Source organism: Mycolicibacterium komossense (assembly GCF_025822605.1).
GTDB classification, from domain to species: domain Bacteria; phylum Actinomycetota; class Actinomycetes; order Mycobacteriales; family Mycobacteriaceae; genus Mycobacterium; species Mycobacterium komossense.
Map to the genome: position 1 here is coordinate 177,768 of NZ_JACKTY010000030.1, position 23,041 is coordinate 200,808.

Consider the following 23,041-nt stretch of genomic DNA (forward strand, 5'->3'; position numbering starts at 1 on the left):
TGCAGCGGTGGCTCGCCAAAAGATCCTGATCACGGGCGCCAGCTCCGGCCTCGGTGCCGGCATGGCGCGGGCGTTCGCCGCCAAGGGCCGTGACCTCGCATTGTGTGCACGTCGGCTGGACAACCTCGAGGCGCTCAAAGCCGAGATTGCGCAGAGCCATCCGAACGTGACCGTCGCGATCGCGGCACTCGACGTCAACGATCACGACCAGGTGCCCAAGGTCTTCACCGAACTCGCCGAACAACTCGGCGGTATCGACCGTGTCATCGTGAATGCGGGAATCGGCAAGGGCGCTCGGCTGGGGTCGGGCAAATCGTGGGCCAACAAGGCCACCATCGAAACGAACCTGGTCTCCGCGCTGGTGCAGATCGAGAGCGCGCTGGAGATGTTCACCAGCGCCGGATCCGGTCACCTGGTGCTGATCTCGTCGGTGCTGGGCAACAAAGGTATGCCGGGGGTCAAGGCCGCCTACGCCGCCAGCAAGGCCGGTGTGTCGTCACTGGGTGAATCGCTGCGCGCCGAGTACGCCACCGGACCGATCCGGGTGACGGTCGTCGAACCCGGCTACATCGAATCGGAGATGACGGCGAAATCCGCGACGACGCAGTTGATGGTCGACAACGAGACCGGGGTTCGGGCGATGGTCGGCGCGATCGAGCGGGAAGCCGGACGGGCCGTGGTGCCCGCCTGGCCGTGGATCCCGCTGGTCGCACTGTTGAAGGTCTTGCCGCCGCGGTTCGCGCGGTACTTCGCTAGCTGACCCGGCTGTGCCGATAGGCCGGGCCCGTCTTTCGCCAGGGGCTTCGCCGAACCTGGCTCAGTCGACCCGGCCTCGCTCGGTCCGGTACTTGCGCACCAGCGCATCCGTCGAGCTGTCGGACTGCTCGGCCGGTGAGTCGTCTCCTGTGATCATCGGCAGCAGCGCCTTGGCCTGGGTTTTGCCCAGCTCAACACCCCACTGGTCGAACGAGTCGATACCCCACACGACGCCCTCGGTGAACACCTGATGCTCGTAGAGCGCGATCAACTGCCCCACGATCGACGGGGTCAGACGGGTGGCCAGAATCGACGTCGACGGGCGGTTACCCGGCATCACCTTGTGCGGCACCACTTCTGGTGGGGTGCCCTCGTCGGCAATGGCCTCCGCCGTCTTGCCGAACGCCAGCACCTGGGTCTGTGCGAAGAAGTTGCTCATCAGCAGGTCGTGCATGCTGCCGGTGCCGTCGGCTGTCGGCAGGTCGTCCGTCGGCTGCGAGAACCCGATGAAATCGGCGGGCACCAGCCGGGTGCCCTGGTGCAGCAGCTGATAGAAGGCGTGCTGGCCGTTGGTTCCTGGTTCGCCCCAGAAGATTTCGCCGGTGTCGGTGACCACCGGGGAGCCGTCACGGCGCACCGATTTGCCGTTGGATTCCATCGTCAACTGCTGCAGATAGGCGGCGAACCGGGACAGATCGTTGGAGTACGGCAGCACCGCGCGGGACTGGGCGCCGAAGAAATCGGAATACCACAACCCGATCAAACCGAGCAGCGCCGGCGCGTTCTCTGCCAGCGGTGCGGTGCGGAAATGCTCGTCGACGAGATGGAACCCGGACAGGAAATCGGCGAAGGCCTCTCTGCCGATGACGGCCATCACCGACAGGCCGATGGCCGAGTCCACCGAGTAGCGGCCGCCGACCCAGTCCCAGAAGCCGAACATGTTGTCGGTGTCGATCCCGAATTCGTCGACCAGTTTTTTGTTCGTGGACACCGCGACGAAATGCTTGCTGACGGCGGCATCACCGAGTTTGTCGGTCAGCCAGCGGCGTGCGGCGGTGGCATTCGTCAGAGTCTCCAAAGTGGAGAACGTCTTCGACGCGACGATGAAAAGCGTTGTAGCCGGTTCTAATCCATCGAGCTTGGCGACCAGGTCGGCCGGGTCGACATTGGAGACGAAACGCGCCGAGATACCCGCGTCGGCGTAGTGCCGCAGCGCGTCGTACACCATCACCGGCCCCAGATCCGACCCGCCGATACCGATGTTGACCACGGTCTTGATCCGCTCACCGGTCGCGCCGGCCCACTCGCCGTTGCGCAGCTTGTCGGTGAACTCACCCATCGCATCGAGGACCGAGTGCACCTCTGCCACGACGTCCTGGCCGTCGACCACCAGCGTCGCATCGCGTGGCAGCCGCAGGGCCGTATGCAGAACGGCACGGTTCTCGGAGGTGTTGATGTGCTTGCCGGCGAACATCGCGTCGCGGCGCCCTTCCAGATCGGCGGTTTTCGCCAGCTCGATCAGGAGTGCGAGGGTCTCGCGGGTGACTCGGTGCTTGCTGTAATCGATGTACATATCGCCGACCGTCAGTGTCAGCTCACGCCCACGGGCGGGGTCCTCGGCGAACAGTTCGGTGAGGTGCTTACCGCCGATTTCCTCGTGATGCCGGACCAACGCGGTCCACGCGGGGGTCTGTGTGATGTCGGGGATATCGGATTTCAGGCTGGTGTCGGCAGACATACCCCGACCCTAGTGCGGCATGGCATCCGAAGGAGTAAATGATTGATGCATGGACACCGAAAAGCTCCTGTCATCCGTACCCACCGGCTTGTGGATCGGAGGTGAGGAGCGCGCAAGCTCCTCGACATTCGAAGTTTTCAACCCCGCGACCGACGAAGTGCTGCTGAGCATTGCCGATGCCACGCCCGCCGACGGGATCGACGCACTCGACGCCGCGGCCGCCGTCCAGGCGGACTGGGCCGCCACCCCGGCGCGCGAACGCGGCGAGATCCTGCGCTCGGTCTTCGAGACGATCACCGCCCGCGCCGAGGAATTTGCGACGCTGATGACCCTGGAGATGGGCAAGGTTCTCGCCGAGAGCAGGGGTGAGGTCAAATACGGCGCCGAATTCTTCCGCTGGTTCGCCGAGGAGGCCGTGCGCATCGGCGGCCGCTACACCAAGAGTCCGGCGGGCACGGGCCGCATCATCGTCACCAAGCAAGCCGTCGGACCGTGTCTGGCGATCACGCCGTGGAACTTCCCGTTGGCCATGGGCACCCGCAAGATCGGTCCGGCGATGGCCGCCGGGTGCACCATGATCATCAAACCGGCCGCTGAGACCCCGCTGACGATGCTGCTGCTGGCCAAGCTGATGGACGAGGCCGGCCTGCCCAAGGGCGTGCTCTCCATCCTCCCGACCTCGAAGCCCGGCGATCTGACGACCGCGCTGATCGACGACGGCCGGTTACGCAAGCTCACCTTCACCGGCTCTACCGGGGTGGGCAAGATGCTGGCCAAGCAGAGCAGCGACAAGCTGCTGCGACTGTCGATGGAGCTGGGCGGCAACGCGCCGTTCATCGTCTTCGACGACGCCGATGTCGACGCCGCAGTCGATGGCGCCATCCTGGCCAAGATGCGTAATGGCGGCGAGGCCTGCACCGCGTCGAACCGCTTCCACGTTGCCAACGCGGTGCGCGCTGAGTTCACCGAGAAGCTCGTCAAGCGGATGAGCGAATTCACCCTGGGCAACGGGCTGGACAAGTCGTCGACCCTGGGGCCGTTGATCAACGCCAAGCAGGTCGGCACCGTCGAGGACTTGGTGTCCGACGCAGTGTCCAAGGGCGCGACGGTCGCGGTCGGCGGCGTCGCACCGGGCGGACCGGGCTTCTTCTTCCCGGCCACCGTGTTGGACGGGGTGTCCGCGGACGCCCGCATCCTCAAGGAGGAGGTCTTCGGGCCCGTCGCGCCGGTCATCGGGTTCGACACCGAGGAAGAGGGGATCGCGGCGGCCAATGACACCGAATACGGTTTGGCCGCATACATCTACACCCAGGGCCTCGACCGTGCGCTGCGGGTCGCCGAGGCGATCGAGGCGGGCATGGTCGGTGTCAACCGCGGGGTGATCTCCGATCCCGCTGCACCGTTCGGCGGCGTCAAGCAGTCCGGCTTCGGCCGGGAAGGCGGCACCGAGGGCATCGAGGAGTACCTCGACACCAAGTACATCGCGCTGACGTAGTCGTGACTTCGGCGTGCCCCTCGCCGCTGACCGGGCGGGGGCACGCCGAAATCGCAAGAAGTCAGTGGCCGAGGCGGCCGCGGCCCAACCGCAGCAGCAACATCGCCAGGTCTTTGCCCTCGGGGCCCAGTGCGCTGTAGCGCTCGATGACCTTCATCTCGCGGCTGTGCACCAGCCGGGTGCCACCGGAGGCCATCCGGGCTTTGCCGATCGTCTGGGATACCTCGGTGCGGCGCTGGACCGCGGCGAGGATGGTGGCGTCGAGCTGATCGATTTCGAGGCGGAGTGAGTCGATATCGAGCTCGGTGGCTGCGTTCGTCTGGACCGTCATCGGTTCGTTCTCTCTGTGTGGAGGTTCTGGTGTGGTAATTTCCGGGTTCCTTCCGGGGCCTCTACACAAGAGTCGAGCCCCGGATCCGGTTGCGGACCGCGGGGCTGAAGGGAAAGCAGCTAAACCACGGGGACCGCTGGCCGGTACCCGTAAAAAAATCGAAGCTGCGCATCAAGCACCAATCGAGTGTGCCACTAAGGGTCGCGCCAGCGCAAAAAGTGTCGCCGAGCGGCGGTAAGTTGGGTCAGACATGAGTGTGGACGTGATGGATACCCAAGCTTCAGAACTACTGGACGGGCTCAACCCCCAGCAGCGGCAGGCGGTGCTGCACGAAGGAACGCCGCTGTTGATCGTGGCCGGCGCCGGTTCCGGCAAGACCGCGGTGCTGACGCGGCGCATCGCCTATCTGTTGGCCGCCCGCGATGTCGGGGTCGGTCAGGTACTGGCGATCACGTTCACCAACAAGGCCGCTGCCGAGATGCGGGAACGCGTCGCTGAGCTGGTGGGCCCTCGGGCCAGATCCATGTGGGTATCGACGTTCCACTCGACGTGTGTGCGGATCCTGCGTAACCAGGCGTCGCTGCTGCCGGGGTTGAACTCCAACTTCTCCATCTACGACGCCGACGATTCGCGGCGGCTGCTGATGATGATCGCCAAGGACATGGGGCTGGACACCAAGCGGTACACGCCGCGCCTGCTGGCCAACTCGATCTCCAACCTGAAGAACGAGTTGATCGACCCCGACAAGGCACTGGCCGACCTCGACGAGGGCTCGGACGACCTGATGCGCACCGTGGCAACCGTGTTCGGTGAGTACCAGCGCCGGCTACGCGTGGCCAATGCGCTGGACTTCGACGACCTGATCGGGGAGACGGTCGCGGTCTTGCAGGCGTTCCCGCAGATCGCGCAGTACTACCGGCGGCGGTTCCGGCACATCCTGGTCGATGAGTATCAGGACACCAACCACGCCCAGTACATGCTGATCCGCGAGTTGGTGGGAGTTGAGGCCGACCCAGAAGACGTAGCCGGCATCCCGCCGGGCGAGCTGTGCGTCGTGGGTGACGCCGACCAATCGATCTATGCGTTCCGCGGCGCGACGATCCGCAATATCGAGGACTTCGAACGCGACTACCCCAACGCCACCACGATTCTGCTGGAGCAGAACTACCGGTCGACGCAGAACATCCTGTCTGCGGCCAACTCCGTCATCGCCCGTAATACGGGGCGCCGCGAGAAACGGTTGTGGACCGATGCCGGCGAGGGTGAGCTGATCATCGGTTACGTCGCCGACAACGAACACGACGAGGCCCGGTTCGTCGCCGAAGAGATCGATGCCCTGGCGGACAAGAACGAGATCACGTATAACGACGTCGCTGTTTTCTACCGCACCAACAACAGCTCACGCGCGCTGGAAGAGGTCTTCATCCGTGCGGGCATCCCGTACAAAGTCGTTGGAGGAGTGCGCTTTTACGAGCGCAAGGAGATCCGCGACATCGTCGCCTACCTGCGGGTGCTGGACAACCCCGGCGATGCGGTCAGCATGCGGCGCATCCTCAACACCCCGCGCCGTGGGATCGGTGACCGCGCCGAGGCCTGTGTTGCAGTGCATGCCGATAACACCGGCTCCAGCTTCAACGACGCATTGCAAGACGCCGCCGAGGGCAAGGTGGCGATGCTGAACTCCCGCTCGGAGAAGGCGATTGCGTCGTTCGTTGAGCTACTCCAGGGTTTGCGGGCCGGACTCGAAAACGAGCTCGGCGATCTGGTCGAGGCAGTGCTGGATCGGACCGGATACCGCAAGGAACTCGAATCATCCAGTGATCCACAGGATCTCGCGCGCCTTGATAACCTCAACGAACTCGTCAGCGTCGCACACGAATTCAGCACCGATCGAGCCAACGCCGCGGCCTTGCGCGATGAGTCGGAGGAGGTGCTCGACGAGGACATCCCCCAGACGGGCATCCTCGCGGAGTTCCTGGAGCGGGTGTCGCTGGTCGCGGATTCCGATGAGATTCCGGAGAACAGCTCGGGCGTCGTGACAATGATGACGTTGCACACCGCAAAGGGTCTCGAATTCCCGGTGGTCTTCGTGACCGGCTGGGAGGACGGCATGTTCCCCCATATGCGGGCTCTCGGCGATCCGGCGGAGTTGTCGGAGGAGCGCCGGCTGGCCTACGTCGGAATCACCCGGGCCCGCCAACGGCTGTACGTGAGCCGGGCCAAGGTTCGCTCGTCTTGGGGCCAGCCGATGTTGAATCCGGAATCGCGCTTCTTGCGGGAGATCCCGCAAGAACTCATCGACTGGCGCCGCACGGATACCGCGCCGTCGTTCAGTGCACCGGTGAGCGCGCCCGGCCGGTTCGGCGGCACACCGCGGCCGGCGCCCGGCCGCACCGGTGGGCCACGCAACCGCCCGCTGGTGACGCTGGAACCCGGTGACCGGGTCACCCACGACAAGTATGGTCTCGGCCGCGTCGAGGAAGTGTCGGGGATGGGCGAATCGGCGATGTCACTGATCGACTTCGGCAGCGCGGGCCGGGTGAAGCTGATGCACAACCACGCGCCGATCAGCAAGCTCTAGGGTAAGTCACAGCCCGTTGAGCTGTGACAACGTCGCGTGCGCGATCATGAAGTAGATGATCAGGCCGGTCCCGTCGACGATCGTCGAGATCATCGGCGCCGACACCACCGCCGGGTCTACCTTGAGCTTCTTGAGTACCGGCGGCAGTATCGACGCGACGAACGCCGACCACAGCACGATGGCCCCCACCGTAAGCGAAACCGTGATGGTGACCTCGGGGCCCACGCCCAGGGTCCAGGAGCGGACCACCGCTGCGGCGGCCATCGTGACGGCGATCAGCGCACCGGTCGAGAGTTCCTTGACCAGCACGCGCGGCATATCCCGGAACGTCACCTGCCCGGTGGCCATCGCGCGGACGAGGGTCGTGGTGATTTGGGTGCCAGTGTTTCCGCCGGTACCGATCAGCAGCGGGATGAAGAAGGCCAGTGCCACCACGGCTTCGAGTTCATCCTCGAACGCGCGCAGCACGGTGCCGGTATAGGCCTCCGCGACGAAGAGCACCAGCAGCCAGACGATGCGCTTACGCCACAGCAGCCACGGCTTGGCTCTCAGATAGGGCACCTCCAACGGCGCCGAACCGCCTTGCCGCTCGGCATCTTCGGTGGTCTCTTCTTCGAGGATGTCCGCCGCGGCGTCCGCAGTGAGAACGCCGAGCAGCCGCCGCTGTTCGTTGACGACGGGCAGCGCGGGGAGGTCGTAATCGGCCAGCGCCTGAGCCGACTCCTCGGCATCGACCAAGGCGGACACCCACGCCAGATCCTGGTCCATCAGATCCGAGATGTGCTGGTCGGGTTGCGCCAAAATGAGGTCCTGCGTTTCGACCACGCCGACCAGACATCGATCTGCGTCGGTGACGTAGATGAGCCCACCGATGCGGTCCTTTCCACGGATGCGCAGTGCTTGGGTGCGGATCGCCGTCTCGGCCTCCGCGATGGTCATCTCGGATTCCACGGTGAAAGCATCCGGAATCATATGCGCCGCAGTCGATTCCGCTGGCCAGTCGAGCATCTCCCGAACGGCCTGGGCGTAGTCGGGGCTGACGGCGTCCAGTAGAGGCGATCGCTGGGCCTCTTTCATCCTGCGCAGTATCTCAGCAGCATCGTCGAGATCCATGGCCTCGAGCAGGCGAGCGGAATACCTCGCGGCGCCGGCGCGTAACACCTTGCCGGCCAGATCGGCATCGACGGAGCGCAATACCTCCGGTCCGCTCCTGGCGCTCAGCAGCAAAGCGAACGCCGCCAACTGCGATTTGCTCAGCGCTGCGACTCGCCGGCTGCGTTCTGCGCGCGACGTGTTCTCCAGCCACCTTTGGATGTCATCGGATGTCTCCAGCAGTGCCGGTGCCCGCTGAACCGTCTCTTCGGATGCGGTCATCGCGCCCTCCTTCTCAACCGACCGGATACGTACTAACGTCCGAGACAGCGTAACGGCAGCGTGCTGACCCCTCAGGCGGATTCGAACCCGCGTCGCTGCCCGTGGATTTCTTCGATAGCCAAGGGGGAGAGCATGTTTCGACACCTCGTGAAAGGAATCCCATCCCAGGCGGTGGCGCATTGTTCACCACTCGTTTGCCTGGGCGTCAGCGGTGCTGGACCCAGCGTTTCGTCGACGGTTGCAGGGCCAGTGCCGCGCTGATGACGGGTAGCACCGGGATGGTGTAGACGATCCACGGAATTTTCGCCCCGGCGATGAACACTCCGGTGAACGCCAGCAGCGCCACCACGGCACCGAGCGCGATCAGGAAGCGACCGATCTGGCGACCCAGCAGCAGGAGGATCACCCCGGCCGTTGTACTGGCTGCGAAGACTAGCGCGAGGAATCCGACTGCAGCGCAAAACAATCGGTCGGTGTCCCACCAGCCGGTCAGGAGATCGGTCGCGACCACCGACGTCGCCCAGCCACTGAGGATGGCCACCACGCAGGCCGAGATCGCCGTGGTGGCAGACGGTCGGATCCCCGAGTGGGTGCCGGGTACCTGGACCGGCTTGGCGCGGGGCAACAGACTGGTGGGGGGTTCGTCATTCGCGGTGGACATCTGAGCGACGGTGGGGATGTGCGTGGTGCGGGCAGTGTCCGGCACGATTGGCATGGCCCCGGTCGGTGCGCGACGGATGATTCCGGTCCGGGTGTCGCCGGCGGTAGGAGCAGCGGGTGTGGCGATGGGCCCGGTGGGGTTGCGACGAATGATGCGCGTCGGCTCGTCGGGTCGCTCGGGGGACCCTTCTTCGCTCAAAGGCTCAGGGTTCGTACGCGCCGACGGTGATACCGCGCTGAGCGAGCCACGGAACGGGGTCGATGCGGTCAGTTCCGTTGAGTAGAACCTCGAAATGGCAGTGCGGGCCGGTGGAGTTGCCGCGGTTACCGATGGTGGCGATCTCGTCGCCGGCCATCACGCGCTGGCCGACGCTCACCAGCCAGGTGTTGACATGGCCGTACAGAGTGACGGTGCCGTCGTTGGCACGGACCTTGACCCAGGCGCCGTAGCCGGCGGTCGGGCCCACATCGGTGACGACCCCGTCGGTGGCGGCAACGATCGGGGTGCCGATCGCGTTGGCGAGGTCGATGCCGCCGTGCAGTGCGCCCCAGCGGTAACCGAAGCCCGAGGTGTAGATGCCCTGCGTGGGCTTGACGAACAACGGCCGCTGCAGGCGGGCTTCGCGCTCGGCACGCTCCTGCGCGAAGGCCGAGGCGTTGGCGATCTCTTCGGAATGCACGCTGGCGTTGGCGACCGAGCTGACTGCGACGACCTGCATGCCTTGGGACGTGCCCGTGATGGCGCCGGTGTTGAGAGCGGTCTGGCCGGCCGCCAGCACCGTCTGTGCCGAAGCGGTGTCGGACGGGTTGATGGCCGAGTGCGCGGCGGCGGCCGCGGCCCCTGCGGCCATCGCAGCGATGAGTACGCGGCCTTTCAGTGCGCCAGAGTTCGTCGGCTTGCGGTGCGCGGCGACGCGCGGGATGACGTCGGTGATATCCGGGTCATAGACGCAGTCGATATCGGTGCGGCGCATCAGGGTGAAGGGCGTGAGGTCGTCGACGTCGTGCAAATCGTCCAGTTCGGGCGCGCGCAGCACCGCCGTCTCGCCGTCGAAGGCACCGTCGCGGAAATCGAAGTCGTCGAGACTGCCGAACTCATTGAACGGAATGATGTCGGTGACTTCATTGCGGTCCAGGTCACGACCCTGATCGAGCCATCGGTTGCGCGCATTTTTCGACACCCCTGCAGAAGGCGATGGAGTCGAACGATGCTGCGGCAACCTGGAATGTCCCTCTAGTCGTGACCAAAGCGTTATCTCGGACCAGGAGACGTTAACCAAACTCCAATGAAGGTGGCAAGCCGTAACGGTATTCCACCGTCGATTGTGATTTGTATCACTATGGCGGCGCCGTGACATATACCACTTCGGTGGTGGGCGGTGCGATTGCCACGCACTGGCCTAGATACAGTGCCCAACGGGCGACTTCCCTCAATCCACATGACCCAGTCAACGCAGACAGACAGACAGTGAGCACATGGATCTTTTCGAGTATCAGGCGAAGGAGCTGTTCGCCAAGCACAACGTCCCGACCACACCCGGCCGAGTCACCGACACGGCCGAAGGCGCCAAGGCGATCGCCGAAGAAATCGGCAAGCCCGTCATGGTCAAGGCCCAGGTCAAGGTGGGTGGACGCGGCAAAGCCGGTGGCGTGAAATTCGCCGCCACCCCCGACGACGCCTTCACCCACGCACAGAACATCCTCGGCCTCGACATCAAGGGTCACGTGGTCAAGAAGTTGCTGGTCGCAGAAGCCAGTGACATTGCGGAGGAGTACTACATCTCCTTCCTGCTCGACCGCTCCAACCGCACGTACCTCGCGATGTGCTCGGTCGAGGGTGGCATGGAGATCGAAGAGGTCGCCGCCACCAAGCCCGAGCGCCTGGCCAAGGTGCCCGTCGACGCCGTCAAGGGTGTCGATCTGGCCTTCGCGCGCTCGATCGCCGAGCAGGGCCATCTGCCCGCCGAGGTCCTCGACGCCGCCGCCGTCACCATTCAGAAGCTGTGGGAGGTCTTCGTCGGCGAGGACGCCACCCTGGTCGAGGTGAACCCGCTCGTCCGTACCCCGGACGACCAGATCCTGGCGCTCGACGGCAAGGTCACTCTCGACGCCAACGCCGATTTCCGGCAGCCCGGCCATGCCGAGTTCGAGGACAGGGACGCCACGGATCCGCTGGAGCTCAAGGCCAAGGAGAACGACCTCAACTACGTCAAGCTCGACGGCGAGGTCGGCATCATCGGTAACGGCGCGGGCCTGGTCATGTCGACGCTGGACGTGGTGGCCTACGCCGGTGAGAAGCACGGTGGCGTCAAGCCCGCCAACTTCCTCGACATCGGTGGTGGCGCCTCGGCTGAGGTGATGGCCAACGGTCTCGACGTCATCCTCGGCGACAGCCAGGTCAAGAGCGTCTTCGTCAACGTCTTCGGTGGCATCACCGCGTGCGACGCAGTCGCCAACGGCATCGTCGGCGCACTGGAGAAGCTCGGCGCCGAGGCGAACAAGCCGCTCGTCGTCCGTCTGGACGGCAACAACGTCGAAGAGGGCCGCGCGATTCTCGCCAAGGCCAACCATCCCCTGGTGATCCAGGCCGAGACCATGGACGCCGGCGCCGACAAGGCCGCCGAGCTGGCCAACAAGTAAGGGCGAAAGGTCTATCTGCCGTGTCTATTTTTCTGAACAAGGATTCCAAGGTCATCGTCCAGGGCATCACCGGCGGCGAGGGCACCAAGCACACCGCACTGATGCTCAAGGCCGGTACGCAGGTCGTCGGCGGCGTGAACGCGCGCAAAGCCGGCACCACCGTCGCCCACAAAGATAAAGAGGGCAACGACGTCGAGCTCCCGGTGTTCGGCAGCGTCGCCGAAGCGATCAAGGAGACCGGCGCGGACGTGTCGATCGCCTTCGTGCCGCCGGCGTTCTCGAAGGACGCCATCATCGAGGCCATCGACGCCGAGATCCCACTGCTGGTCGTCATCACCGAGGGCATCCCGGTGCAGGACAGCGCGTATGCGTGGGCCTACAACGTTGACAAGGGCGAGAAGACCCGGATCATCGGGCCGAACTGTCCTGGCATCATCACCCCCGGCGAGTCGCTGGTCGGCATCACGCCGAACAACATCACCGGCAAGGGCCCGATCGGGCTGGTGTCCAAGTCCGGCACGCTGACCTACCAGATGATGTACGAGCTGCGCGATCTCGGCTTCTCGACAGCCATCGGCATCGGCGGCGACCCGGTCATCGGCACCACCCACATCGACGCCATCGAGGCGTTCGAGAAGGACCCCGAGACCAAGCTGATCGTGATGATCGGTGAGATCGGTGGCGACGCCGAAGAGAAGGCCGCCGCCTACATCAAGGCCAACGTGTCCAAGCCGGTCGTCGGCTACGTCGCCGGCTTCACCGCACCTGAGGGCAAGACGATGGGCCACGCCGGCGCCATCGTGTCCGACGGCGCCGGCACCGCGGCGGGCAAACAGGAGGCTCTCGAGGCTGCTGGTGTGAAGGTCGGCAAGACGCCGTCCGAGACCGCAGCCAAGGCACGCGAGCTGCTGAAGTCCCTTTAGCGCGAGCAGACACAAAGTCCCCCATTTCCTCTCGAAATGGGGGACTTTTCTGTCTGGTCGCTAGACGGAGTTCGCTGGGCGGAGTCCTGCAGCGCCATCAACCCACCGATGGCGCCGATCACGGCTGCCAACTACTCGATTGGCAAAACAGGAACACGTTCTATTAGCGTAACGAATTAACACTTGCCAGGAGGTCTGTCCCATGCCCGTTGACCCGCGCACCCCGGTGATCGTCGGCGTCGGCCAGTTCACCGAACGCATCGACGATCCGGACTACCGCGGGATGTCGGCGGTCGAGCTGGCCACCGAGGGTGTCCGTGCCGCGCTGCTCGACACCGGTGCCGACGTGACAGCGGTGGCTCAGGCGATCGAGGTGTTCGCCGGACTGCGGCAGTTCGAGATCTGCACGCCCTTCAACACTCCGTCGCTCGGTGCGTCGGACAACTACGTGCGCTCGGTCGCGCAGCGCGTCGGCGCCGACCCCGCCCGCGCGGTGCTCGAACCCATCGGAGGCAATGGCCCGCAGAAGCTGGTCACCGAGTTCGCCGGGGCCATCGCCGCGGGTGACATCGAGGTAGCACTGATTCTCGGATCAGAACCCGGCTCCACGGCAAAGTATTTCGCGACCCGTGACGACAAGCCCGATTTCACCGAACACGTCGGCGGGCAGCTCGACGACCGCGGGTACGGGTTCGAGCAGTATATGAGCGAGTACACCGCGAACCACGGCCTGACCGGGGCGCCGGTGCAGTACGGGCTGCTGGACAACGCCCGTCGCGGGCGCCTCGGCCTGACTGTCGACGAGTACCGGCTCGCGATGGCCGAGCTTTTCGCACCGTTCTCCAAAGTTGCTGCCAAGAACCCGTTTTCGTCGTCTCCGGTGGAACGTTCGGTTGACGAGCTGATCACGGTCACCGACGAGAACCGGATGATCTGCGACCCGTACCCGCGGTTGATGGTCGCCCGCGACACGGTGAATCAGGGTGCGGGCGTGCTGGTGATGTCGGTCGCGGCCGCCCGTCGTCTCGGGGCGGCCGAGGAGAAGTGGGTGTACCTGCACGGCCACGCCGACCAGACCGAGCAGGGCCTACTTGACCGGGAAGACGTCAGCGTCAGCTACTCCGCGAAACAGGCTGTGGCCGAAGCTCTTCGGGTGGCCGGGGTCGGCATCGACGATATCGCGACGTTCGACCTGTACAGCTGCTTTCCGTTTCCCGTCTTCGCCGTGTGCGACGACTTCGGGCTGGCCGCCGATGATCCGCGCGGGCTCACACTCACCGGCGGGTTGCCGTATTTCGGTGGTCCCGGCAACAGTTACTCGCTGCATGGCATCGCCGAGACCGTCGCGCAAGCGCGGGACAAACCAGGGACATTCGGTCTGGTCGGCGCCAACGGTGGCGTCATGAGCAAATACTCGGTGGGGGTGTACTCGACGACCCCCGCTGACTGGGTCGCCGACCGCAGCAAGGCGCTGCAGCAGGACATCGCCGCGCTCCCGAAGGTCCCGGTCACCCGTAATGCCAACGGTCCCGGCGTCATTGAGACGTATTCGGTGCGCTACGACTGGTCGGAGGTCACCGGCATCATCATCGGCAGATTGGCCGCCGACGACAGCCGATTCATGGCGATCACCACCGACTACGAACTGCTGGCGCTGATGACCGGCGGAGATCCCCTGGGTGCGAAGATCACCGTCGCGGCCGGCGACGATGGGATCAACCGCGCCGTTCTGACGTAGGCGCGCAGCTCAGGGCGAGCGCATTGTTGGTTGCGCTGACCCCGCCGTCGCCTAGCAGGGTCTTCAGTCGTTTGCGCAACGCGGCCTGAGTCTCGGGTTCGAGGATGATGTGGTTGGAGTGGGTGAAGACCAGGTTCAACCAGTCGTCTGTCTCGTAGTGCAGATTCTCGCTGGCCTCGATGCGTTCGACCGCGAAATCCGAGGTCTGCAGCAGCGTCTGCAGTGCGGTTTCGGCGTTGCTCGCGGAGTTCGCGGCCGGTGTGGTGGCGCTGTAGTCGGCGGAGATGCGTTCCATCTCCTGACGTAACGGCTCGGCTGGCCTGATGCGGTTCCACATCAGCACCAGCCGGCCACCGGGGTTGAGTAGCGTCGCGAGCTTGGGCAGCGCCACCTCCGGGTCCACCCAGTGAAACGACTGGCCGAAGGTAATCAGGTCGAACGTGCGCTCACTGGCCTGCCAGTCCTCGAATATGCTGCGCTCGAACGGAATTCCCTTTGCGCTGCCCACGGCCGCCATCTGCTCGTCTGGTTCGACTGCGAGGACCTCGGCTCCGGCGGCGGCCAACTGCGCCGACAGGATTCCGGTGCCTGCTCCCACATCGAGAACGCGTAAGCCGGGGCGGGTCACCAGTCGGGAGATCAGCGGCTGTGGATACTGCGGGCGGTAGCGGTCGTAATTCTCGGCGACCGAACCGAAGGACTCGGCGCGGCGGCGATCGGTGAAGACTCGGTTCAGTTCTGGCATGCGCCCAGAATGCCCCGCGTTTCTAGACGAGCGCTGCGAGCTTGCCCGCCAATCGCTCCACGTAGGCCGCCACTTCAGCTTCGGGCTTGTCCGGCAGACCGAACAGCACCTCGGTCACGCCCAGCTCGCGCCAGTGCGCCAGCTTCTCGGGATCAGGCTTGAAGTCGAGTGCGACGATCTGCGGCGCACCATCGCGGCCGGCCGCGGCCCAGGTGTCCTGCAACAGCTTGACGGGATCGTCGATGTTGAAGTCGCGGGGCGTGGTGATCCAGCCGTCGGCACTGCGGGCGATCCACTTGAAGTTCTTCTCGTTGCCCGCCGCGCCGACCAGAACCGGGATATGAGCCTGCACCGGTTTGGGGTAGGCCCAGCTCGGGCCGAACTTCACGAATTCGCCGTCGTATTCGGCTTCTTCCTCGGTCCACAGTGCCCGCATGGCCTCGAGGTATTCGCGAAGCATGGTGCGGCGACGGCCCGGCGGAACGTTGTGGTCGGCCAGTTCGTCGGTGTTCCAGCCGAATCCCACGCCGAGGCTGACCCGCCCCCCGGATAGATGGTCGAGGGTGGCAATGGATTTCGCCAACGTGATCGGGTCGTGCTCGACGGGTAACGCCACCGCCGTGGACAGCCGCACCTTGGTGGTGACCGCGCATGCGGCGCCCAGCGAAACCCACGGATCCAGGGTTCGGGTATAGCGGTCGTCGGGCAGCGATTCGTCCCCGGTGGTCGGATGCGCGGCTTCGCGCTTGATCGGGATGTGGGTGTGCTCAGGTACGTAGAACGTGGTGAACCCATGGTCGTCGGCGAGCCTGGCCGCCGGCGCAGGGGCGATTCCACGGTCACTGGTGAAGAGCACGAGCCCGAAGTCCATAACCAGAATTAGAACGTGTTCCAGTCTTGGGGGCAAGGCCGGGGTCCCCGACGAGCGAATTGGTGTGAGTTTAAGTAGTGACCACCGCTGACTTCGCTGGTGGGATTGATCGTCATGACGACAGAACGCATCGCCGAACAGACTTCGTTCGCCTACTGGGTGCCGAACGTCAGCGGCGGCCTGGTGACCAGCGATATCGAGCAGCGCACCGACTGGAATTACGAGTACAACAAGAAGCTCGCGCAGACTGCCGAGAACAACGGGTTCGAGTACGCGCTGTCGCAGGTTCGCTACGAGGCCAGCTACGGCGCCGAATACCAGCATGAGTCGACCAGCTTCAGCCTGGCGCTGTTGCTGGCGACTGAACGGCTCAAGGTGATCGCCGCGGTGCATCCAGGGTTGTGGCAGCCCGCTGTTCTGGCCAAGCTCGGCGCCACCGCCGATCACCTCTCGGGCGGCCGCTTCGCGGTGAACGTCGTCTCCGGTTGGTTCAAGGACGAGTTCACCCATCTGGGTGAGCCGTGGCTCGAACACGACGAGCGCTACCGCCGCAGCGCAGAGTTCCTGCAGGTGCTGCGCAAGATCTGGACCGAGGACGACGTGGACTTCCGCGGGGACTTCTATCGCATCCACGATTTCACGCTGAAGCCGAAACCGCTCAACACCCCCGAGCGGCCGAACCCGGAGATCTTCCAGGGCGGCAACTCCACCGCCGCCCGGCGCAACGGTGGGCTGTACTCGGACTGGTACTTCTCCAACGGCAAGGATTTCGACGGCCTGACCGAGCAGGTGGTCGAGGTGCGTGAGCATGCCCGCAGTGTGGGCAGAGAGGTGAAGTTCGGCCTCAACGGTTTCATCATCGCCAGGGACTCAGAAAAGGAAGCCAAAGAAGTCCTCCGAGAGATCATCGCGAAAGCCAACAAGCCGGCCGTGGAAGGGTTCCACGGTGCCGTGCAGCAGGCCGGTAATTCGACCGGTGACAAGAAAGGGATGTGGGCCGACTCGTCGTTCGAGGACCTGGTTCAGTACAACGACGGATTCCGCACTCAGCTGATCGGTACCCCCGAACAGATCGCCGAGCGGATCGCGGCCTACCGCAAACGTGGCGTGGACCTGATCCTCGGCGGGTTCCTGCACTTCCAGGAGGAGATCGAGTACTTCGGTGCCAACGTGCTCCCGCTGGTACGCGAAATCGAAAGCAGTGAGCTCGACCAAGCAAAAGAGTCGGCGGGCGCGCCAGTACTCGTCTCTTCCTGAGGCACTCTGGGAAAGAGTTGAGGTCCTGCACCCGCGTGGCGCGGTGACACGCGCAATGGCGTGCCGCGCCCGTCCGACGGTGCGCTAGCGTGGTTGTTCGTATCGCATTCGAGCGCCAACGCGGGTCATCCAGACTTGGCCGGTCGCGGTCCTACGTAAGCGCCGCCGGCGAGCGGCGCCAAACGACACAGGAGAGGTCATGACCTACTCACCCGGCTCACCCGGCAGTTCCCCCTATGGGGCACAGCCGTCAGGTTCCTACGGAGCCCCGACACCCGCCTACGGGCAACCCGCCGTCGACTCCGGTCCGAGCAAGCTGCCCCTGTACCTGACGGCGGCGGTGGCGGCATTCGGCATTCTCGCCTACCTGTTCAGTTTCGGCCCGATGTTCACCTTCAATGTGGACATCGGCCCGTTCGGCACCGAGCTTTCCGGAACCGGCGGTTTCGGCACGCAGATCGCGGTGGTTGCCGCGCTGGCGGCCGCGCTGCTGGCCGGCGCGAGCCTGCTCCCCAAGGCCACCGGCTACAGCGCCATCGTCGCGGTGCTCGCCGTTCTCGGCGTGCTCCTGGTCGCCTATCAGGTCTTCGTCAAACCGCAAGGCGTCTCGATCGGCTGGGGCCTGTGGGTGGTGCTCGCGATGAGCTTCCTGCAGGCCGTCGTGGCGATCGGCGCAGTCCTGCTGGAGACCGGCGTGCTCACTGCGCCCGCTCCGCGGCCCAAATACGAGCAGCCCCAGTACGGCCAGTACGGCCCGCCCGCCGGCTACTGGGGGCAGACTCCGGGCCAGCCGCAACACCAGCAGCAGCAGCCGGCCGGACCGCCGCAGGGACCGCGGCCCGGTTACCCGTCCCAGTACCCGGGCTACCAGCAGGGCCCCTCGACCGGCGGTTTCGGTGCCGTCGGGCCGCAGGGCGGCGCGCAGAGCGGCCCGCCGACCCCGCCGACCGGCTATCCCAGCTTCAGCCCGCCACCGGCGGTCGGCTCGGGCCAGCAGCAGGCGCCTGCCCAGAGTTCCGGGCAGAACCAGCCGCAGTCCCCGGCTCCGTCGCCCGGACCTTCGTCGTCGTAGTTCGGTGCGCTTGCTTCCGGTGACCCGGGCGCAGCAGACCTGACGTGAATGCAGGACAACCGAACGGCGGGGGCGCGTCAAGCCCGTGACCTGGTCCGGGTCGCTTTCGGCCCGGCACTGGTGGCGTTGGTCATCGTCGCGGCGGTGGTACTTCTCCAGCTGGTGATCGCCAACAGCGACATGACCGGCGCGTTTGGCGCCATCGCGAGCATCTGGCTCGGGGTGCACCAGGTGCCGATCTCGATCGGCGGCCGGGAGTTGGGCGTGATGCCCCTGCTTCCCGTGCTGTTGATGGTGTGGGGCACTGCCCGCACGACATCGCATGCCACCGCGGTCCGGGCGTCGTGGTTTGTGATCAGGTGGGTGGTGGCCTCGGCGCTGGGCGGCCCACTATTGCTCACGGCAATCGCGCTCGCGGTGATTCACGATGCCTCGTCGGTGATCACCGAACTGCAAACGCCCAGCGCGTTACGCGCATTCGGCAGCGTGTTGGCGGTGCATGCCCTCGGCGCGGCGATCGGGGTGGGCACCAAAGTCGGCCGGCGCACCGTCGCGACGTTGCGCTTGCCGGGCTGGCTGGCGGATTCGGTGCGGGCTGCGACGGCCGGCGTCCTGGCGTTGTTCGGGTTGTCGGCCGCGGTCACCGCCGCGTCGCTGGTGGTGCACTGGGCGACTATGCACGACCTGTACGCGGTGACCGACTCGCTGTTCGGCCAGCTGAGCCTGACGATTCTCTCGGTGCTGTACGCGCCGAATGTGATCATCGGGACGTCGGCGATCGCGGTCGGCTCAAGCGCGCACATCGGTTTCGCCACCTTCAGCTCCTTCACCGTCTTCGGCGGCGACATCCCGGCGCTGCCCATCTTGGCCGCCGCGCCGACCCCGCCGCTCGGCCCGGTCTGGGTGGCGCTGCTGATCGTCGGTGCCGCCGCCGGTGTGGCGGTGGGCCAGCAATGCGCGCGGCGGCCGCTGCCGTTGGTGCAGGCGTTGCCGAAACTGGCCACGGCGGCAGCGCTCGCCGCCACGGCGATGGCCGTTCTGGGCTTCGCCGGTGGGGGTCAATTGGGCAACTTCGGCGCCGTCGGGGTAGACCAGGCGACGTTCGCCCCTGCCGTGTTCCTGTGGTTTTTCCTGGTCGGAGCTGTGACCGTGGTGATGTCGGGCGGGCTGAGGCGAGGGCCGAAACGGGTCAGAAAACCCGTCACGGCGCCGCTGGAACTGGCCGGCTCCGCGGTGATCGCGGACTCTGTCGTAAGCCCGGACGACGCCGTGGACAGCGAGGATGCCGAACCGCCGACGCGGCCTCTCGGCGAGCCGTCCGCCAACTCGCCGGGGCCGCTGCTCGGTCAACCGTCGCGGGAATCGATCGAGGATCACTACCTCGACGCCAGCCTCGACCCCCTCGACCCCTATGAAGAACCGCACACGGCCGAGCCGTACGTGGCCGAACCGCACCAACTACGCGAGCGGGAACCCGTCGACTACGCGGCGCTGGCCGATCTGCCCGACGCCGAGGATCTGCTCGACGCCGACAACGACCTCCCGCCGGACGCGCATTAAGCTCTTTGCGTGCAGAGACCGCTCTTGGTGCCCCCCAGCGCGCCGGCCCGGCTCGTGGTGCTGGCGTCGGGCACCGGCTCCCTGCTCAAATCCCTGCTGGAGTCCGCGGTCGGCGACTACCCGGGCCGGGTCGTCGCCGTCGGTGTCGACCGCGACTGCCCGGCTGTCGACATTGCCGCCGCCGCCGGCCTGCCGACCTTCACCGTCCGGCTCGGCGAGTATGCCGACCGCGCAGCGTGGGACGCCGCCATCGCCGAGGCCACCGGCGCGTATCGGCCGGATCTCGTGGTCTCGGCCGGTTTCATGAAGATGCTGGGGCCGCAGTTTCTTTCGCGCTTTCCCGGCCGGGTGGTCAACACCCATCCCGCTCTGCTGCCTGCCTTCTCCGGCGCTCGTGCGGTACCTGCCACTTTGGAATACGGCGTCAAGATCACCGGCGCCACCGTGCACCTGGTCGACGCCGGGATGGACACCGGGCCGATCCTGGCCCAGGAGGCCGTGCCGGTGTTCGACGATGACGACGAACAGACTCTGCACGAACGCATCAAGGTCGTCGAACGTCGACTCTTGGTGGACGTGCTGGCCACGATCGCAACCAGCGGCGTGACCTGGACCGGACGGAAGGCAAGCTTCGGGATGAACGGGACTTTTACGTGAGTGAGCGGAAGCCGATCCGGCGGGCGCTGATCAGTGTCTATGACAAGTCGGGTCTGGTGGACCTGGCGCGCGGCCTGCACGATGCGGGTGTTGATATCGTCTCCACCGGCTCGACCGCGAAAACGATTGCCGGGGAAGGTATTCCGGTGACCCCGGTGGAGGATCTGACCGGCTTTCCTGAGGTGCTCGACGGCCGGGTCAAGACCCTGCATCCGCGAGTACACGCCGGCTTGCTGGCCGATCTGCGCAAACCCGAACACGCGGCAGCGCTTGAGGAACTCGGTATCGCGGCGTTCGAACTGGTGGTGGTGAACCTCTACCCGTTCAGCGAAACCGTGAGTTCGGGTGCGACGGAAGACGAATGCGTCGAGCAGATCGACATCGGCGGGCCGTCGATGGTGCGGGCCGCGGCGAAGAACCATCCCAGTGTCGCCGTGGTGGTCGACCCCCTCGGCTACGACGGCGTGTTGGCCGCCGTGCGCGCCGGCGGATTCACCCTGGCCGAGCGGAAGATTTTGGCGTCCTTGGCGTTTCGGCACACCGCCGAGTACGACGTCGCGGTGGCATCCTGGATGGGGGAGATTCTGGCTCCGGAAGAGCCGGCACAGAAGCTACCGGAATGGTTCGGCGGCACCTGGCGTCGTTCCGCAGTGCTGCGCTACGGCGAGAACCCGCACCAGCAAGCGGCGCTCTACTCCGATGACGGCGGATGGCCCGGGTTGGCGCAGGCCGAGCAGCTGCACGGAAAAGAGATGTCCTACAACAACTACACCGATGCCGATGCGGCGTGGCGGGCGGCGTTCGACCATGAGGGCATCTGTGTGGCCATCATCAAACACGCCAATCCGTGCGGCATCGCGATCTCGTCGGTGTCGGTCGCTGACGCGCACCGCAAGGCGCACGAATGTGACCCGCTCAGCGCATTCGGTGGCGTCATCGCTGCCAACACGACGGTCAGCGTCGAGATGGCCGAGACGGTGGCCGACATCTTCACGGAGGTCATCGTCGCGCCGGCTTACGAACCGGGCGCCGTCGATATTCTGGCCCGCAAGAAGAACATTCGCGTTCTGCTTGCGGCCGAGCCCCAGGCCGGCGGAACGGAATTCCGTCAGGTCAGTGGGGGAATACTGGTCCAGCAGCGCGACGCCATCGACGCTCACGGTGACGATCCGCTGAACTGGACGCTGGCCACCGGTTCGCCGGCTGACCCCGAAACGCTGGCCGATCTGAAGTTCGCCTGGCGGACCTGCCGGGCGGTGAAGTCCAACGCGATCGTCATCGCCAAGGGCGGCGCTACCGTCGGGGTCGGGATGGGTCAGGTGAACCGCGTCGACGCCGCCAGGCTGGCCGTCGAGCGTGCCGGTGACCGGACCTCGGGCGCAGTGGCCGCCTCGGATGCGTTCTTCCCGTTCCCCGACGGTTTGGAAACGCTCACCGCAGCAGGGGTGACGGCGATCGTGCATCCCGGCGGATCGATGCGCGACGACTCGGTGACATCAGCAGCCGAAGCCGCCGGTATCACGCTGTACCTCACCGGGGCAAGGCATTTCGCGCACTGAGCTCATCGAAGCACGGCGGGGTTATGCCGCCGGCCAACGGTTCTGCCTTCGAGCCGATGGCGTCGACCAGTTGCCTGAAAACACGTCGCTGCTCCGCGGACAGGCCGGCCAGCACCCGGTCGTCCGCGGTGCGCACGGCTGCCTCGGCGCGTTTGAGTAGCGCCTTGCCGTCCGAGGTCAGGTGCGCAGGTAGCGCGCGCCCGGACGAAACCGAAGCCGGTCGCTTCACGACGCCGGAATCCTGAAGCCCCCGCAGCACCGCATTCATCGCCTGCGGTGACACATTCGTGTCGCGGGCCAATTCGGCGCTGGAGCGACCGGGTTGCATCGACAGGATGCGCAGGCAGACGAACTCCGGCAGCGTCAGCCCCAGTGGTTTGAGTTCCGCGGTGGCGGCCGGTCGTAGCGCCGCCATGATCCGGTAGAGCAGGTACCCGAGCGGCTGGTCCTCGGCTTGCTCGTGGGATGGCCCGGTCATATCCAGTATCTTGACATATATCAACTAGATTGATATTGATGGTTCATGTCCGAACCGCAGCCGCCCCGCTGGCTCAAGCCGATGAACAAGGTGATGATGGCCATGCACAGACTCGGGGTAGTCACCGGGCCGGTGCAGGTCTTGACCGTCACCGGCCGCAAATCCGGTCGGCCACGGAGCACGCCCGCGACGCCATATGTGTTGCAGGGCAACACCTATGTGGCCGGCGGTTATCCCCGCGCGGACTGGGTGCTCAACGCCCGCGCCGCGGGAGAGGGCGTCGTCACCCGCGGCCGGAAATCCGAACGGGTCGCATTCGTCGAGCTCACCGCGGACCAGGCGAAGCCGGTGCTGCGGGCATTCCCGCGCGAGGTGCCTGCGGGTGTCGGTTTCTACAAACGTGCCGGTCTGGTCACCGACGGCACGCCCGACGAGTTCGAGGCACTCGCCGGGCGCTGTGCGGTGTTCAGGTTGGATCCGCTTCCGGTGTCGTGAGATCTGGGAGTTCGCCACGCAGGGCGTTCGGCGATCTATTCCCGAATCCCGATAACGATGTCGAAAGTTCGCTCTTAGCAGGGACCCGCTGCCCCCGGACGCGGACAGTCG

At 65.6% G+C, this 23,041-nt stretch carries 20 protein-coding genes; 12 read left to right on the plus strand and 8 right to left on the minus strand.

Features of this window, described 5'->3' with window-relative positions:
• Positions 1 to 7 precede the first annotated feature (7 nt).
• Entirely contained in the window at positions 8 to 760 is a 753-nt protein-coding gene (locus H7J73_RS17255; protein ID WP_264068737.1) for an SDR family oxidoreductase, read from the plus strand.
• Positions 761 to 817: 57 nt separating this feature from the next.
• Here H7J73_RS17255 and pgi read toward each other — a convergent pair whose 3' ends face one another.
• The gene (gene pgi / locus H7J73_RS17260; RefSeq protein ID WP_264068738.1) at positions 818 to 2,494 is read right to left on the minus strand and encodes a glucose-6-phosphate isomerase; all 1,677 of its coding nucleotides are present in this window, start codon (positions 2,492 to 2,494) and stop codon (positions 818 to 820) included.
• A gap of 49 nt (positions 2,495 to 2,543) precedes the next feature.
• On the opposite strand from pgi, the gene H7J73_RS17265 reads away from it, so the two are divergent.
• Complete coding sequence (locus tag H7J73_RS17265; RefSeq protein ID WP_264068739.1) at positions 2,544 to 3,989, plus strand: NAD-dependent succinate-semialdehyde dehydrogenase; 1,446 nt, start codon at positions 2,544 to 2,546, stop codon at positions 3,987 to 3,989.
• 61 nt (positions 3,990 to 4,050) lie between these two features.
• On the opposite strand, the gene H7J73_RS17270 is transcribed toward H7J73_RS17265, so the two are convergent.
• The gene (locus tag H7J73_RS17270; protein WP_264068740.1) at positions 4,051 to 4,320 is read right to left on the minus strand and encodes a chorismate mutase; all 270 of its coding nucleotides are present in this window, start codon (positions 4,318 to 4,320) and stop codon (positions 4,051 to 4,053) included.
• A gap of 265 nt (positions 4,321 to 4,585) precedes the next feature.
• Between H7J73_RS17270 and pcrA the strand changes: the two genes are divergently transcribed.
• Complete coding sequence (pcrA, locus tag H7J73_RS17275; RefSeq protein ID WP_435405517.1) at positions 4,586 to 6,901, plus strand: DNA helicase PcrA; 2,316 nt, start codon at positions 4,586 to 4,588, stop codon at positions 6,899 to 6,901.
• 6 nt (positions 6,902 to 6,907) lie between these two features.
• Here the strand turns inward: pcrA and mgtE are convergent, their stop codons facing one another.
• The 3 genes from mgtE to H7J73_RS17290 form a co-directional block, all read right to left on the minus strand.
• Complete coding sequence (mgtE, locus tag H7J73_RS17280) at positions 6,908 to 8,275, minus strand: magnesium transporter (protein WP_264068743.1); 1,368 nt, start codon at positions 8,273 to 8,275, stop codon at positions 6,908 to 6,910.
• 205 nt (positions 8,276 to 8,480) lie between these two features.
• Complete coding sequence (locus tag H7J73_RS17285) at positions 8,481 to 9,134, minus strand: hypothetical protein (protein ID WP_264068744.1); 654 nt, start codon at positions 9,132 to 9,134, stop codon at positions 8,481 to 8,483.
• A gap of 4 nt (positions 9,135 to 9,138) precedes the next feature.
• Entirely contained in the window at positions 9,139 to 10,155 is a 1,017-nt protein-coding gene (locus H7J73_RS17290; protein WP_276031380.1) for a M23 family metallopeptidase, read from the minus strand.
• A gap of 256 nt (positions 10,156 to 10,411) precedes the next feature.
• On the opposite strand from H7J73_RS17290, the gene sucC reads away from it, so the two are divergent.
• The 3 genes from sucC to H7J73_RS17305 all read left to right on the plus strand — a co-directional run bounded on the left by sucC (position 10,412) and on the right by H7J73_RS17305 (position 14,236).
• Complete coding sequence (gene sucC, locus H7J73_RS17295) at positions 10,412 to 11,575, plus strand: ADP-forming succinate--CoA ligase subunit beta (protein WP_264068746.1); 1,164 nt, start codon at positions 10,412 to 10,414, stop codon at positions 11,573 to 11,575.
• Between the two features lie 20 nt (positions 11,576 to 11,595).
• A complete protein-coding gene (gene sucD / locus H7J73_RS17300) occupies positions 11,596 to 12,498 on the plus strand; it encodes a succinate--CoA ligase subunit alpha (protein ID WP_264068747.1) in 903 nt (300 codons plus the stop codon).
• A gap of 202 nt (positions 12,499 to 12,700) precedes the next feature.
• Positions 12,701 to 14,236: an acetyl-CoA acetyltransferase gene (locus tag H7J73_RS17305; protein WP_264068748.1), complete on the plus strand. Its 1,536-nt coding sequence runs from the start codon at positions 12,701 to 12,703 to the stop codon at positions 14,234 to 14,236.
• Here the strand turns inward: H7J73_RS17305 and H7J73_RS17310 are convergent.
• Together H7J73_RS17310 and H7J73_RS17315 are read right to left on the minus strand one after the other, a co-directional pair.
• On the minus strand, positions 14,214 to 14,981 hold the full coding sequence (locus tag H7J73_RS17310; protein WP_264068749.1) for a class I SAM-dependent methyltransferase: 768 nt from the start codon (positions 14,979 to 14,981) through the stop codon (positions 14,214 to 14,216). The genes H7J73_RS17305 and H7J73_RS17310 overlap by 23 nt on opposite strands.
• A gap of 22 nt (positions 14,982 to 15,003) precedes the next feature.
• Positions 15,004 to 15,852, minus strand: a complete 849-nt coding sequence (locus H7J73_RS17315; protein ID WP_264068750.1) for an LLM class F420-dependent oxidoreductase — start codon at positions 15,850 to 15,852, stop codon at positions 15,004 to 15,006.
• 114 nt (positions 15,853 to 15,966) lie between these two features.
• Between H7J73_RS17315 and sfnG the strand changes: the two genes are divergently transcribed.
• The 5 genes from sfnG to purH all read left to right on the plus strand — a co-directional run bounded on the left by sfnG (position 15,967) and on the right by purH (position 21,957).
• On the plus strand, positions 15,967 to 17,109 hold the full coding sequence (gene sfnG, locus H7J73_RS17320; RefSeq protein ID WP_264068751.1) for a dimethylsulfone monooxygenase SfnG: 1,143 nt from the start codon (positions 15,967 to 15,969) through the stop codon (positions 17,107 to 17,109).
• Positions 17,110 to 17,308: 199 nt separating this feature from the next.
• Positions 17,309 to 18,181 carry a DUF5336 domain-containing protein gene (locus H7J73_RS17325; RefSeq protein ID WP_264068752.1) on the plus strand — a complete coding sequence of 291 codons (873 nt, stop codon included), beginning with the start codon at positions 17,309 to 17,311 and terminating at the stop codon, positions 18,179 to 18,181.
• A gap of 48 nt (positions 18,182 to 18,229) precedes the next feature.
• Positions 18,230 to 19,741 (plus strand): cell division protein PerM, encoded by a 1,512-nt coding sequence (locus H7J73_RS17330; RefSeq protein WP_264068754.1) that lies wholly within the window; start codon positions 18,230 to 18,232, stop codon positions 19,739 to 19,741.
• A gap of 9 nt (positions 19,742 to 19,750) precedes the next feature.
• Positions 19,751 to 20,398, plus strand: a complete 648-nt coding sequence (gene purN, locus H7J73_RS17335) for a phosphoribosylglycinamide formyltransferase (RefSeq protein WP_264068755.1) — start codon at positions 19,751 to 19,753, stop codon at positions 20,396 to 20,398.
• A complete protein-coding gene (purH, locus tag H7J73_RS17340) occupies positions 20,395 to 21,957 on the plus strand; it encodes a bifunctional phosphoribosylaminoimidazolecarboxamide formyltransferase/IMP cyclohydrolase (RefSeq protein ID WP_264068756.1) in 1,563 nt (520 codons plus the stop codon). Before purN ends, purH begins: the two co-directional genes overlap by 4 nt.
• Here the strand turns inward: purH and H7J73_RS17345 are convergent.
• Positions 21,929 to 22,435 (minus strand): MarR family winged helix-turn-helix transcriptional regulator, encoded by a 507-nt coding sequence (locus H7J73_RS17345; RefSeq protein ID WP_264068757.1) that lies wholly within the window; start codon positions 22,433 to 22,435, stop codon positions 21,929 to 21,931. The two genes, purH and H7J73_RS17345, sit on opposite strands and share 29 nt — an antisense overlap.
• Positions 22,436 to 22,480: 45 nt before the next feature.
• Here H7J73_RS17345 and H7J73_RS17350 point away from each other — a divergent pair, with 45 nt between their 5' ends.
• On the plus strand, positions 22,481 to 22,930 hold the full coding sequence (locus H7J73_RS17350; protein ID WP_264068758.1) for a nitroreductase family deazaflavin-dependent oxidoreductase: 450 nt from the start codon (positions 22,481 to 22,483) through the stop codon (positions 22,928 to 22,930).
• The last annotated feature ends 111 nt before the right edge of the window (positions 22,931 to 23,041 follow it).

Coding starts and splice junctions, on each gene's coding strand:
- pgi (WP_264068738.1), bottom strand. CDS start 2,494: ATGTCTGCCGACACCAGCCTGAAATCCGATATCCCCGACATCACACAG.
- H7J73_RS17265 (WP_264068739.1), top strand. CDS start 2,544: ATGGACACCGAAAAGCTCCTGTCATCCGTACCCACCGGCTTGTGGATC.
- H7J73_RS17270 (WP_264068740.1), bottom strand. CDS start 4,320: ATGACGGTCCAGACGAACGCAGCCACCGAGCTCGATATCGACTCACTC.
- pcrA (WP_435405517.1), top strand. CDS start 4,586: ATGGATACCCAAGCTTCAGAACTACTGGACGGGCTCAACCCCCAGCAG.
- mgtE (WP_264068743.1), bottom strand. CDS start 8,275: ATGACCGCATCCGAAGAGACGGTTCAGCGGGCACCGGCACTGCTGGAG.
- sucC (WP_264068746.1), top strand. CDS start 10,412: ATGGATCTTTTCGAGTATCAGGCGAAGGAGCTGTTCGCCAAGCACAAC.
- H7J73_RS17305 (WP_264068748.1), top strand. CDS start 12,701: ATGCCCGTTGACCCGCGCACCCCGGTGATCGTCGGCGTCGGCCAGTTC.
- H7J73_RS17310 (WP_264068749.1), bottom strand. CDS start 14,981: ATGCCAGAACTGAACCGAGTCTTCACCGATCGCCGCCGCGCCGAGTCC.
- H7J73_RS17315 (WP_264068750.1), bottom strand. CDS start 15,852: ATGGACTTCGGGCTCGTGCTCTTCACCAGTGACCGTGGAATCGCCCCT.
- sfnG (WP_264068751.1), top strand. CDS start 15,967: ATGACGACAGAACGCATCGCCGAACAGACTTCGTTCGCCTACTGGGTG.
- H7J73_RS17325 (WP_264068752.1), top strand. CDS start 17,309: ATGACCTACTCACCCGGCTCACCCGGCAGTTCCCCCTATGGGGCACAG.
- H7J73_RS17330 (WP_264068754.1), top strand. CDS start 18,230: ATGCAGGACAACCGAACGGCGGGGGCGCGTCAAGCCCGTGACCTGGTC.
- H7J73_RS17345 (WP_264068757.1), bottom strand. CDS start 22,435: ATGACCGGGCCATCCCACGAGCAAGCCGAGGACCAGCCGCTCGGGTAC.
- H7J73_RS17350 (WP_264068758.1), top strand. CDS start 22,481: ATGTCCGAACCGCAGCCGCCCCGCTGGCTCAAGCCGATGAACAAGGTG.